This window comes from Paracoccus sp. J56, assembly GCF_019633685.1.
Lineage (GTDB): Bacteria > Pseudomonadota > Alphaproteobacteria > Rhodobacterales > Rhodobacteraceae > Paracoccus > Paracoccus kondratievae.
Window position 1 is genome coordinate 1 of the sequence record NZ_JAFL01000048.1, and the last position, 11,837, is coordinate 11,837.

The 11,837-nt window shown below is 63.1% G+C and carries 10 protein-coding genes and 5 pseudogenes; 4 read left to right on the forward strand and 11 right to left on the reverse strand.

The window, feature by feature from the left end; all coding sequences use genetic code 11:
• A pseudogene (locus tag M511_RS18275) lies at window positions 1-397 on the reverse strand (transposase); the annotation flags it as partial.
• Window positions 398-516: 119 nt separating this feature from the next.
• Here M511_RS18275 and M511_RS18280 point away from each other — a divergent pair.
• On the forward strand, window positions 517-1,992 hold the full coding sequence (locus M511_RS18280; RefSeq protein ID WP_085503116.1) for a TonB-dependent receptor domain-containing protein: 1,476 nt from the start codon (window positions 517-519) through the stop codon (window positions 1,990-1,992).
• 35 nt (window positions 1,993-2,027) lie between these two features.
• Here the strand turns inward: M511_RS18280 and M511_RS18285 are convergent, their stop codons facing one another.
• From M511_RS18285 to M511_RS18325, 9 genes and pseudogenes are all read right to left on the reverse strand, one after another.
• A complete protein-coding gene (locus M511_RS18285; protein WP_085503118.1) occupies window positions 2,028-2,921 on the reverse strand; it encodes a ribokinase in 894 nt (297 codons plus the stop codon).
• Between the two features lie 76 nt (window positions 2,922-2,997).
• Window positions 2,998-3,789 carry a transporter substrate-binding domain-containing protein gene (locus M511_RS18290; protein WP_085503120.1) on the reverse strand — a complete coding sequence of 264 codons (792 nt, stop codon included), beginning with the start codon at window positions 3,787-3,789 and terminating at the stop codon, window positions 2,998-3,000.
• Window positions 3,790-3,838: 49 nt separating this feature from the next.
• On the reverse strand, window positions 3,839-4,564 hold the full coding sequence (locus M511_RS18295; protein WP_085503123.1) for an amino acid ABC transporter ATP-binding protein: 726 nt from the start codon (window positions 4,562-4,564) through the stop codon (window positions 3,839-3,841).
• 20 nt (window positions 4,565-4,584) lie between these two features.
• A complete protein-coding gene (locus M511_RS18300; RefSeq protein WP_085503125.1) occupies window positions 4,585-5,259 on the reverse strand; it encodes an amino acid ABC transporter permease in 675 nt (224 codons plus the stop codon).
• Between the two features lie 9 nt (window positions 5,260-5,268).
• Window positions 5,269-5,946, reverse strand: coding sequence for an amino acid ABC transporter permease (locus M511_RS18305; protein ID WP_085503127.1), 678 nt, complete (start codon window positions 5,944-5,946; stop codon window positions 5,269-5,271).
• Window positions 5,943-6,866 (reverse strand): NAD(P)-dependent oxidoreductase, encoded by a 924-nt coding sequence (locus tag M511_RS18310; RefSeq protein WP_085503129.1) that lies wholly within the window; start codon window positions 6,864-6,866, stop codon window positions 5,943-5,945. The genes M511_RS18305 and M511_RS18310 overlap by 4 nt, the downstream gene beginning before the upstream one ends.
• 62 nt (window positions 6,867-6,928) lie before the next feature.
• Window positions 6,929-7,375, reverse strand: a complete 447-nt coding sequence (gene rpiB / locus M511_RS18315) for a ribose 5-phosphate isomerase B (RefSeq protein ID WP_085503131.1) — start codon at window positions 7,373-7,375, stop codon at window positions 6,929-6,931.
• Window positions 7,356-8,147 (reverse strand): FadR/GntR family transcriptional regulator, encoded by a 792-nt coding sequence (locus tag M511_RS18320; RefSeq protein WP_085503134.1) that lies wholly within the window; start codon window positions 8,145-8,147, stop codon window positions 7,356-7,358. Before M511_RS18320 ends, rpiB begins: the two co-directional genes overlap by 20 nt.
• A 428-nt stretch (window positions 8,148-8,575) precedes the next feature.
• Window positions 8,576-9,276: pseudogene (locus M511_RS18325) on the reverse strand (IS256 family transposase); the annotation flags it as partial.
• Here M511_RS18325 and M511_RS18330 point away from each other — a divergent pair.
• Together M511_RS18330 and M511_RS18335 are read left to right on the forward strand one after the other, a co-directional pair.
• Window positions 9,275-9,505 (forward strand): annotated as a pseudogene (locus tag M511_RS18330) (IS21 family transposase); the annotation flags it as partial. The pseudogenes M511_RS18325 and M511_RS18330 overlap by 2 nt on opposite strands.
• A 52-nt stretch (window positions 9,506-9,557) precedes the next feature.
• A pseudogene (locus M511_RS18335) lies at window positions 9,558-9,713 on the forward strand (transposase); the annotation flags it as partial.
• 73 nt (window positions 9,714-9,786) lie between these two features.
• Here M511_RS18335 and M511_RS18340 read toward each other — a convergent pair.
• Window positions 9,787-11,150, reverse strand: a protein-coding gene (locus M511_RS18340; protein WP_076611527.1) for an IS3-like element ISPko4 family transposase whose coding sequence is annotated in 2 segments (ribosomal slippage) — window positions 9,787-10,800 and window positions 10,803-11,150 — 1,362 coding nt in all. Because the reading frame shifts where the segments join, the coding sequence is not laid out codon by codon here.
• Between the two features lie 83 nt (window positions 11,151-11,233).
• Between M511_RS18340 and M511_RS18345 the strand changes: the two are divergent.
• Window positions 11,234-11,837 (forward strand): annotated as a pseudogene (locus M511_RS18345) (IS3 family transposase); the annotation flags it as partial.

Below are 11,837 nucleotides of genomic sequence, written 5' to 3' on the forward strand. Positions count from 1 at the left end.
GGAATACGCCGCTGCGTGGAGCGATGCTGCCCAAGCACGAGGCATACCCGACGCTCCGACACGCGCTTCGGCAGAACCGAGCGAACATGGTCGATGCAGGCACGGCGACGCGAGGGGCTCAGAAGTTTCCCCGCGCAGCCTCCGTCAGGATCAGCTTGTCCAGCGTCAGATCGGCCACCGCCTTGCGAAGCCGTTCGTTCTCCTTCTGGAGATCCTTCAACTGCCGAAGCTGGTCACGGCTCATGCCGCCATATTGCTTGCGCCACCGGTAGAACGTCAGTTCGGAAACGCCGATCTGGCGAACGGCATCCGCCATCGCCATGCCTTGGCCGCGCAAAACCTCAACCTGCCGAAGCTTCGTGACGATCTCGTCGGGCTTGTGTCGCTTGTTTGCCATTGTGGTCCTCCTTCAGGGTCAAAACCATACTTCAAGGTGGACCCGTTCAATGGGGGTGGATCACTTCCGTATCCCTTCCCGCGACAGGTTTTGCGCAGTCGACCAACGAAACCACCACCATGCTTGACCCGATCGTGATCACCGCAACTTCTGGCGAGCGATTCCTGAAGGACGCACCGGCAAGTGTGACGGTGGTGACCGGCGAGGAACTGCGCGAACGGCCGGTCCGCGATCTCGCCAGCGCCATCGAGGGCACACCCGGGGTGCAGCTCACCGGCATCGGACTCGGACGACGCGGCATTTCCATTCGCGGCATGCAGCCGGACCATAGCCTGGTGCTGGTCGATGGCATGCGGGTTAGCAATTCGGCATCGGCCGTCGCCCATTCCGACTACGAACTGGGTTGGGTTCCGGCGGAAGCCATTGAGCGGATCGAGGTGGTGCGTGGTCCTATGTCCTCGCTCTATGGTTCGGAGGCGCTGGGCGGGGTGGTCAACATCATCACGCGCCGCGCAACCGACGAATGGCGCGGCTCGTTTTCGACTTTCGGAGCGCTCACCGAGCACGGTCTCGGCGGCAACGGCTACAATTTTTCCGGTTATGCCGGTGGTACCATCATTCCTGGCGTGCTTGGCCTGAATGTCTGGGGTGCCTTCAAGGGACGCACCGAACTGGCATCGCCTAGCAATGAGCGCGTCTCGTCCCTTGGCGACGAGAAGGCGCTCATGGGCAATGCGACATTGACCTGGATGCCGGACGAGTGCCAGCGCATCGACCTGTCCTACGGTGCCGGTTTCGAGGAGCGCTGGAGCGGCAATCAGGGCTCGGGCGCCTTCCCGACCTACTACCGCTCGGAGAACGACATCTGGCGGCAGCGCGTCTCGCTTTCGCATGAAGGTAATTGGGATTGGGGCAGCAGCCGCGTGCGCCTCTACAGTTCGATCCTGGACCGCGAGAACCGGCGGAGCGACGGTGCCCCGGCGTCGGGACCGCACAAGTTCATCGACACGGTGGGCGATGGACAGGTCAGCTTCTCACCCTTCGAGGGACACAAGTTCACGATCGGCGGCGAGGTACGGCAGGAGCGGTTGAAGGATCCGACTGTCAACGGCGCTGGAAGCGCGGAGCAGATGCACTACGCCACCTTCATCCAGGATGAGATTGCCTTCGGCGATCGCTGGGAGCTGGTGGTCGGCAGCCGGTTCGACCATCATGTGGATTTCGGATGGCATGCGAGCCCGCGAGCCTATCTGCTGCATCATTTCAACGATGCTCTGACATTCAAGGCAGGCGTCGGCACGGGCTTCAAGGCGCCGACGCTCAAGCAACTCTCGCCTGATTACCGGGCCGTAGGCGGTGGCGGCGCTTTCGACATCGTCGGCAATCCGGATCTCAAGCCCGAAACGAACCTCTCCTTCGAAGCCGGTCTCGAGTACAGCCAGGACATCTGGTCGGCTCGCGCCATGATCTTCCAGAACGATCTCGAGAACCTCATTCAGGCAAGCTGCGTGGTCAATTGCGGTGGCCGTCTTGGTACTGGGCCGCGGCGGGCGTGGAGGTTCGTGAAGGCGCCCGAGGTGGAGGGGATCGGGTGAACGGCAGGAGTAGCCTCGGCATTCCAATAGGGCTGTCACCAGGATTGCTTGTGGTGAGTCGGCGCAGGTTGCGCGCCGCTCCAGGTGCAGGCCTGCGAGGCCGCCTCGGTCGCTGTCCCAACGGCCTCTGGCAGGGTAGCCGCCTCATCCAGGGCGGCGGCCAGGGCACCGACAAAGGTGTCCCCGGCGCCGGTGGTGTCGACGACCTCGACGGGCTGGGCGTTCTGGTGCAGAAAGCTGCCGTCCAACGCATGCAGATCGACCCCAGCCGCGCCTCGCGTCAGGACCAGATCACAGCCGATCCTGCGCGCCATTTCGGCAGGCGTTCCCGAAGCGGGCAGAACGTGACGGCCGATCACTTCCGCTTCCGGCTCGTTCACCACCAGAATGTCGATCAGTTGCAACAACTCATCCACCTGCCGCGGATCATTGTCCGGACCTGCGGGGGCGAAGTTCAGGATCACCTTGCCGCCCGCCGCCCGAACCCACCGGGCACAGGACAGGTTTTCCGCAAGGCTGACTTCCATCTGCATGACGCAGATGGTGCTGGCGTCGATAACCAGCCCGTCCAGCCATTGCGCCGAGATCAGGCCATTCGCGCCGCTGGCCACTGTGATCGCGTTTTCCCCGCCCCGATCGACCGAGATGAAGGCCAGCCCGGTCGGCGCATCCACGCAATGGACGGCAGCGGTATCGACACCATGCGCGGCGAAGTTGCCGAGACAGCCCTGCCCGAAGGAATCGTTGCCCACGGCCCCCACCATCATCACACAGCGATCCGAGGCGCGCGCGGCGGCCACCGCCTGGTTGGCTCCCTTGCCGCCGAAAAAGGTATCATAGCCCGGCGCCAGCACGGTTTCGCCCGGCCGGGCGATTTCGGCGACGCGCGCGACCAGATCGACATTGATGGAACCGAATACGATGATCATCCGAAAGCCCTGCCCCGTGAAAATGGCGGCGGCAGGGGATCCGCCGCCGATTGTCCAGCCGGTCCCGGCGCAGCCGTTATTGCAGCATCTCTTCGGGCAGCGGCGTGCCGTGATACTTCTCGTAGATCTCGTTCAGCTTGCCGTTTTGCAGGTTCGTCTCGACCCATTCGTCCAGCTTGGCCTTCAGTTCCGGCTCGTTCTTGCGCAACCCGATCGCCAGGTCGAAGGTCTCGATGGTGAACTTGGGCTCGAAGGCCAGTTGGGGATTGCGCTCGCCGATCTGCTTCACCAGCGTCTCGGACGTCGCGACCGCCTTGGCCTGGCCGCTGACGGCGGCGGTGACCATGGTCGCATCATCGTCATAGCGGGTGACGATGAAACCGAGCTCGCTCGCCCTGGGTGTCAGGTGGGTGTCCTGCGTCGTCCCCCGCGTCACCGAAATCGCCACTCCGCGGAGATCCTCCCAGCCAGAGATTTCAGAAGCGGCCGGAGCGCCGACGACCGAGCGAAGCGCGGCATATGGTTTCGAAAAATCGATGACCTCGGCGCGCTCCGGCGTGACCGAAAGGGTCGAGATGACGATATCCGCCTTGTTGGTCTGCAGGTTGGGAATCCGTGTCGCACCAGTTGTCTCAATAAACTCCAGCTCCAGCCCCCAGTCCTCGGCCAGAAGCTGGGCGGTTTCGACATCCGAGCCGGTGGGCTGAAGATTGTCGTCCAGCATGCCCGAGGGCGGAATCGCCAGGTCGGTTGCGACCCGGATCTTGCCGGCTGCCATGATGTCCGCATATTGATCCGCGCAGGCCACGGTGGGCGCTAGCACGGCCATCACCATGCCGGCGGCCATCATCTTCCTGATCGTCTTCATGTTCTTCTCCTCCTCCATTGCGCCGTCGGGGCGATCGCACCCCCGGCGTTCACAGCTCGTTTGAAACGAAATCGCGCAGTTCCGGCGTGGTGGGCGCGGTCAGGATTTCCGGGCCGCCCTGTTCATGCACCTTGCCCTCGTGCATGAAGACGATCTTGTCGGCGATGCGCCGGGCGAAGTTCATCTCATGCGTGACCATGATCATGGTCATGCCGGTCCTTGCCAGTTCCTCGATGACGCGCAGCACCTCTCCGGTCAGCTTGGGATCGAGCGCCGAGGTTACCTCGTCGAACAGCATCACCTTGGGCTGCATCGCCAGTGACCGCGCGATGGCGGCGCGCTGCTGCTGGCCGCCCGAAAGCTGCTCGGGATAGGCGTTGTCCTTGTCGGCCAGCCCGACCTTGGCCAGCACTTCGGCTGCGATCCTTTTCGCCTCGGGGCGGGGGATACGCTTGACCGAGACCGGACCCAGCATGATATTCTGCTCGATCGTCAGATGTGGAAAAAGGTTGTAGCTTTGAAAGACCATGCCCACATCCAGCCGCAGCTTGCGCAGATCCAGGCCGGGGTCTGCGAGTCGGTGGCCGCAGACCTCGATCCGGCCGCTGTCGATCTTTTCCAGCCGGGCGATGCAGCGCAGCGCGGTGCTCTTGCCTGAGCCGCTGGCGCCGATCAGCGCCATGACCTGCCCCTTCCCGACCGAGAAGGACACTCCGTGCAGCACCTTTACTGCACCGAAACTCTTTTTCACATTGTCGAGAACGACGATGGACATGGGGTGCTCCGAATTGAAACTCAGGCGGAAAGGGCTTCGAGGTTCCTTGCGCGGGCGCTGCCCGTCCGCTCCAGCCGGCGGCTGAGCAGCGAAACGGGAAAGCACAGGCAGAAATAGAGACCGGCCACGATGAGATAGATCGTGAACGGCTCGAAGATCGAGTTGTTGACCAGTTGGCCCGCGCGAGTCAGTTCGACAAAGCCCACCACCGACGCGAGCGAGGTGTTCTTGATGATCTGGACCGAGAAGCCGACCGTGGGTGGGGTGCCGATGCGGATCGCCTGCGGCAGGATCACCTTGAACATCCGCTGAGCCCGGCTCATCGCCAGGCATTCGGCGGCCTCCCACTGGGCGCGCGGCACGGATTCGATGGCGCCGCGCCAGATCTCGCCCAGATAGGCGCTGACATAGATGGTCATCGACAGGCCCGCGGCGAACATGGGCGAGATGGAAAAGCCCAGGGTCGGCAGCCCGAAATAGGTCACGAACATGATCACCAGCAGGGGCGTGCCCTGGACCAGTTGCACATAGCCCGTCACCACGATGCGGATGATCCGGGAGGGCGCGATCCGTCCCATTGCGACCGCGAACCCGCCCAGGCCGCCCCCGACGAAGGCCATCAGCGACAGCACCAGCGTCCACAGCGCGCCGTCCAGCAGGAACCTGATATGATTGGGATTGAGAGCCGTATCCATGTCCGGGTCCTACAGGTTGGTTCCAAGGCGGCGGCGGCGCGGGAAGAGGACCATGCTGATCGCCCAGAAGACGACGCGCATGGCCAGCGACAGCGCCACATAGATCAGCGCGATCACCAGATAAGTCTCGAAGGGGCGGTAGGTCGCCGACTGGATGAAGTTCGCGGCAGCGGTCAGTTCCTCGGTCGATATCTGCGAGGTCACGGAAGATGCCAGCATCAGCAGGATGAACTGGCTGGACAGCGAGGGATAGACCCGCTCCATCGCCGGGCGCAGCGCGACATGCCAGTATTGCTGGACCTTGCTCAGGCCCAGGGTTTCGGCGGCTTCCCACTGGCCCTTGTGGATCGAATCGAACCCCGCCCGCATGATCTCGGCGGTATAGGCGCCGACGTTGATCGTCAGGGCGATGATCGCGACGGTGACCGCCGACAGGGACAGGCCAAGGCTGGACAGGCCGAAATAGACAAGGAAGATCTGCACGAGGAAGGGGGTGTTGCGGATCGCCTCGATATAGGTGCCTGCAATGGCGGCGGCCAGCCGGAACTGCGACCGGCGCGCGACGGCGCAAAGGGTTCCCAGCAAAAAGCCCGTCAGCGTCGTCGCCACGGCCAGTTGGATGGTCAGCCACGCGCCATCCATCAGCATCTGCCAGCGGGCAAGGATGGGCGTGAAGTCCAGTATCATGCCGGGCCTGCCGCAGCATCGGGCCGGGTTGGCCGCCCGGTCATCCGATCATAGACCCGGAACAGGGCCTGGTTGCCGTTCGCGCCCTCTCCATGCGCCTGTGCGTCGATATATTGCGAGGCGACGAGGCCGGTGGCGGGCAGCGGGACCAGCTTTTGCTGCGCCTCGCCCAGGACCAGCCGCAGGTCCTTCACCATCAGGTCGATGCGAAAGCCCGCCGAGGTATCACCCTCGATCATCGCCGGACCCAGAGTTTCCAGCATCCAGGAATTGGCCGAGCCGCCCATCAGCACCTCGCGCATCTGCGCAAGATCGACACCGCAGGCCCTGCCAAGCGCAAATGCCTCGCAGATTGCCTGAAGATTGATGCCGCAGATTAGCTGGTTACACAGCTTGACCGTCTGTCCGGCACCCGAGGCGCCGACATGGTTGATCGTCGTGCCCATGCCCTGCAGAAAGGGCAGCGCCTGTTCAAAACCCGCAGGATCGCCGCCCACCATGATGGTCAGCGTCGCGTCCCTTGCCCCCACGGGACCGCCTGAGACCGGCGCATCCAGCATCCGCACGCCAACCTTCGCCAGTTCGGCTGCCAGTTCGCGGGTGGCGCCGGGGGCGATGGTGCTCATGTCCACATAAAGCCTGCCCCGCGGCAGGTTCGCCAGCAGCCCGCCCTCGCCCCGCACGACGTCCTGGACCTGGGGGGTGTCGGGCAGCATCGAGATGACGATATCGGCCCCTTCGGCGGCATCGGCGATGCATGCGGCGGGCGTGACCCCGGTTCCGGCCATCGCTTCGATTGCGCCGGGAACGACGTCATAGGCGCGCACCGTAAAACCAGCCGCGGCCAAGTTGCGGGCCATCTCGCGGCCCATGACCCCCAGCCCAAGGAAGCCAACGCTTCCCCTCCTCTGAACAGACATCGTCTGGCTCCTCCCAGTTCGGCTTGCGGCGATGGCCGGGACCGGCCCGGCAGCACCTGCCGTCAGTTTTCTTCTTCCAGTTGCGCAAGCTTCTCAACGCGGCGGACGAAATCCGCATCCTGCACGAAACGCGCCTCCAGGAACGACTGCACCAGGTCCCGCGCCAGCCAGGGGCCGACGATCTGCGCGCCGATGCACATGACATTCACATCGTCATGCTCGACCCCCTGATGGGCCGAATGCACGTCATGGCAGACCGCGGCCCGGATCCCCCTGATCTTGTTGGCGGCGATAACCGCGCCGACGCCGGTGCCGCAGATCAGCAACCCGCGTTCGGCCCTGCCGTCGCGGATCCTGCCGCAGAGGTCGCGGGCGATGTCCGGGAAGTCCACCGGATCGGGGTCGAAGCTACCGACATCCATCGGGTCGTGGCCCAGTTCGCGCAGAAAGCCTGCGATCTCTTCCTTCAGATGATATCCGGCGTGGTCGCTACCGATCACGATCTGCATCTTGTTCTCCTTGCGTGATGACTGTCCCGGACGAGGCGGCACGGCCGGCGGTCGCGCTGCGAAAGCTGGCCCGGCGGCGGAAATCCGCGCCGATCTCGAAATGCCGCGCCAGAAGTTCGTCCGCCTCGGCCACGTCGCGCGCGACGATCGCCTCGTAGATCCTGCGATGGTGGTCGATCAGGAATGACTCGATTCCATCGACCTGAATGATCTGTTCGCGCCGGTCGAGATGCGAGCGCATCATCAGCGACGAGATCGAGGAATAGAGGCTGACCAGCACCGGCGACCCGGCCGCCTGGACCAGGGCCTCATGAAAGCGGAAATCGGCCCGGCCGCCGGCCTCGGGATCGCGGATGGTTTCCACGATGTCGCACAGCCGTTCGGCCAAGCGGTCGAAATCGGCCTGCCCGGCCCGGCGGCAGGCAAGGCGGATGGCGTGATGCTCGATGGCGACCCGCGCCTCCATGATGTCGTCGATCACCTGCGATTGCTGCGCCAGCGCGAAGGTGAAGAATTCCCCCAGGGTCGAGACGTTCGGACGGCTGACGATAGTGCCGACGCCATGGCGGATCTCGACCGCGCCGATCATGGCCAGCGCACGCAGGGCTTCGCGCAGCACTTGGCGGCTGACACCCAGCCGTGCCGAAAGCTCTCTTTCCGGCAGCAGGCAATCGCCGGTCTTCAGCTCGCCCGACAGCAGCTGCTCGCGCAGATAGGCTACGACGCTCTCATAGCCGCCCTTGCCTTCCGTCTTGTCACGCAGAATCGACACAGATCCGTCCAGTTATGTAACCGTGGTCAGACCACTGGTACCAGATCGGCGAGGGCTGTCAACGATTCTGTCCTGGGCTGATGCCCAGAGGCTTCGAGACTCTACCGTCCGGCCCATTCCGAATAGATAGCGGCAATGCGGTGGAAAGCCTCCTCGGGCTCCCAGGGCGGAATTGCCTGTCCCTTGGGATGATCGGCGGGATAGGTCTTCACTAGGGAGAAGCTCATCATGTCGAGGTCGCGAGCGCCTTCGCCGAAGCGATAGGTCGGGAACGAGAAGACATAGATGAAGACACCGTCCGCGCCGGTCTTTTTGATGAGGCCAAGCTGTTCTTCGGCATAGTCGGCCTGCTCACGCTCGCTGGTCGTGTCGCGAATGTGGTGGAAATTGCCGAGCAGCGGGCTCCGGGCATGTAACGTTGGCTCCAGTCAGGCCGCGAGGTCAAGGGACATCGACACGAGTGGTTGAGAGAGGGTTTCCCATCCGTCGACCTTTCGCATCTGGATCTACCCTGACGCCAAGAGCGCCCTGAGCAACATTGGCACGGTTTCGGCGCAGGGCAGGACGGTCTGGGTCTTGATGCGGCGACGGAACTCCTCGTTCAGGCGCTCGATGGCATTGGTGGTCCTTGCCGACTTCCATTGCGAGGGATCAAGGCGGGTGAAGGTGAAGAGCCGGTCGCCTGCTTCTTCAAGGCTATCTGCCACGGCCCGGCACTTGAGCTTCCACTTCCGCAGGAAAGCCTTGCGGCGCTTCTCGATCTCGGCGGCCGTGTCGGCATAGATCATGTCGCGGTAATCTTCGCTCAGTTCGTCGTGCAGGCGCTTGGGCGCGTGGCCGAGCAGGTTGCGGTGCTTGTGAACTGTTCAGCGCTGAATGGCCAGGTCTCCGCCCCAGAGCCCACAAGCGCGGCCTCAAGTCCGGGAGCGCCGTCAACGATCACGAACTCCGGGCGCCTCAGGCCCCGCGCGTCCAGGTCGGCGAGGAATTGGCTCCAGGCAGCCGTGCTTTCGCCGCCCATGTTCCTGATGGCGAGGAGCACCTTTTGCCCGTCGCGCCGCACGCCAATCGCCGCCAGCACCGAGATGTTGGTGGCCTTGCGGTCCAGCCGGGTCTTGATGACGGTGCCGGAATTCGCGACCTGGGACGCGTTCAACCTCTGGCTGGAGGAGCAATGCCGCAAGCGACAGCGTGCTGTCTTGCGCGGTGAAAGCGAGACGATCGGGGAAAGACTGCAGCGTGACCTTGCCGCGATGCGCCCGCTCCCGGCGGCACCGTTTGATGCCTGCGATCAGGCGACCGGGCGCGTCTCGTCGCAATCTCTGGTGCGCTACAAGACCAACGACTGGTCTGCCCCCTGAAAAGTGGTCCTCCCTGAAGTAGGCTATTGAGCCGTAGGAGGACGTTGGAATGCCCCAGAAGAAGCACAAACCCGAAGAGATCGTGGCGAAGCTGCGCCAAGTCGATGTTCTGTTGTCGCAAGGTCGTTCTGTCGGAGAAGCGGTCCGTTTGATCGGCGTGACGCAGTTTACGTATTACCGGTGGCGCAAGGAGTTCGGTGGCCTTGTCCGTCGTCAGAACATTTGGCTCAGATCGGGGCTTAGATTAGCGGAGAGCGGGCCTCGTCTTGGGGTTGATGTTATGCGGCGAGCTTGCGGTGCTGCAAGCGCCGATGTTCGATGGTCTTTCGTTTGATCCTTTCGCGCTGTTTGATGATGTCCGGCGCCCTGCCGAAGTAGGCGTCAGCCGGCGTCACGTTGTTCAGGCTCTCATGGTAGCGTTGGTGGTTGTAGTGCTCGACGAAGGCCTCGATCTGGGCCTCGAGATCACCGGGCAGGAAGTAATTTTCTAGCAGGATTCGGTTCTTCAGGGTCTGGTGCCAGCGCTCGATCTTGCCCTGGGTCTGGGGATGGCACGGGGCGCCGCGGATATGGCTCATCTTTTTGGCCTCGATGTATTCGGCCAGTTCGCCCGCTATGTAGCTCGGGCCGTTGTCCGATAGCAGTCGCGGCTTGTGCAGCACGGTGGCGCAGTCGCGGCCCGAGGCGGCGAGTGCGAGGTCCAGCGTGTCGGTCACATCCTCGGCCCGCATGTTGGAGCATAGCTTCCAGGCGATGATGTAGCGCGAGAAGTCGTCAAGCACCGTCGACAGATACATCCAGCCCCAGCCGATGATCTTGAAGTAGGTGAAGTCGGTCTGCCACATCTCGTTCGGCCGTGTGGTCTTGGTGTGGAACTGATCGGCCGCCTTGATCACGACATAGGCCGGGCTGGTGATCAGGTCATGGGCCTTGAGCAGACGGTAGACCGTGGCTTCGGACACAAAGTATTGGCGTTCATCGGTAAATCGCACGGCCAGTTCGCGCGGGCTGAGATCGGTCGCCTCCAACGCCATCTCGACGATCTGGTCCCGGATATCCTCGCCGATGCGGTTCCACACCCGGCTCGGCGCCGAAGGGCGATCCTCCAGCGCTTCCGGCCCGCCTTCCCGGTAACGATCATACCAGCGGTAGAAGGTCCGGCGGGCAATGCCGAGGTGATCCAGCGTCTGCCTGGCGGGCAGGTGCGACTGTTCGACGATCCGGATGATCTCGAGCTTCTCGGATGCGGGATACCTCATTCGTCGTCGCCCCCATCCGCGATCATGCTTTTTTTAAGCAAACGGTTTTCGAGCGTCAGGTCCGCCACACATTCCTTCAGGGCACGGGCTTCGCGGCGCAGATCCTGAACCTCACCGGTGGTCGCGGCACGGGCGGTATCGCCGGCGAGCCGGCGCTTGCCCGCTTCCATGAACTCCTTTGACCAAGTGTAATACAGGCTCTGGGCGATGCCCTCTTTGCGGCACAACTCGGCGATGCTGTCGTCACCGCGAAGTCCTTCCAGCACGATCCGGATCTTGTCTTCAGCTGAGAAGTGCCGACGGGTCTGACGCCGAATGTCCTTGACCACCCGCTCAGCAGGGGACTTGGCCGGCAATTTTGTATTGGAGGATTTGGGCTTCATCTTCGTTCCTTCGTCACTACGACGAAGCCCAAATCCTCCTTAAATCACAACCTCAAATCTGTGCCATGGGCGCTGACGGGAGACACGGTGGCCTGAAGGGTGACCAGGTGAAGCGGCTGAAGGAGCTCGAGAAAGAGAATGACCGGCTGCGCAAGGCGGTCTCGGACCTGACACTCGAGAAGCTGATCCTGAAAGAGGCTGCTTCGGGACCCGAAGGGCAGCGAATGCAAAACTTCTGAGCCCCGCTCGCCGTCGCCGTTGCGTCGATCGTGTCATGGCGAAGTTCTCCGTCTCGGAGCGGTTTGCCTGCAAGGTTCTCGGCCAGCATCGTTCGACCCAGCGCAAAAAGCCGCAAGGCCGGCCCGATGAAGAGGCGTTGACCTCCGACATCATCCGGCTCGCTTCCCGCTATGGCCGTTATGGCTATCGCAGGATCACGGCGATGCTGCGGTCTGAAGGCTGGACGGTGAACGCCAAGCGTGTCGAACGGATCTGGCGGCGGGAGGGGCTGAAGGTTCCCCAGAAGCAACCGAAGAAGGGGCGGCTCTGGTTGAATGACGGATCGTGCATCCGGCTTCGACCCGAGCATCCAAACCATGTCTGGTCCTATGACTTCGTCGAGGGTCGGACCCACGATGGCAGGAGATTCCGCATGCTCAACATCATCGACGAGTTCACCAGGGAATG

What these genes read in the sequence shown, in the direction of transcription:
- M511_RS18310 (WP_085503129.1), bottom strand. Translation starts at nt 6,866, where the DNA reads ATGTCTGTTCAGAGGAGGGGAAGCGTTGGCTTCCTTGGGCTGGGGGTC.
- rpiB (WP_085503131.1), bottom strand. Translation starts at nt 7,375, where the DNA reads ATGCAGATCGTGATCGGTAGCGACCACGCCGGATATCATCTGAAGGAA.
- M511_RS18300 (WP_085503125.1), bottom strand. Translation starts at nt 5,259, where the DNA reads ATGGATACGGCTCTCAATCCCAATCATATCAGGTTCCTGCTGGACGGC.
- M511_RS18295 (WP_085503123.1), bottom strand. Translation starts at nt 4,564, where the DNA reads ATGTCCATCGTCGTTCTCGACAATGTGAAAAAGAGTTTCGGTGCAGTA.
- M511_RS18290 (WP_085503120.1), bottom strand. Translation starts at nt 3,789, where the DNA reads ATGAAGACGATCAGGAAGATGATGGCCGCCGGCATGGTGATGGCCGTG.
- M511_RS18305 (WP_085503127.1), bottom strand. Translation starts at nt 5,946, where the DNA reads ATGATACTGGACTTCACGCCCATCCTTGCCCGCTGGCAGATGCTGATG.
- M511_RS18285 (WP_085503118.1), bottom strand. Translation starts at nt 2,921, where the DNA reads ATGATCATCGTATTCGGTTCCATCAATGTCGATCTGGTCGCGCGCGTC.
- M511_RS18280 (WP_085503116.1), top strand. Translation starts at nt 517, where the DNA reads ATGCTTGACCCGATCGTGATCACCGCAACTTCTGGCGAGCGATTCCTG.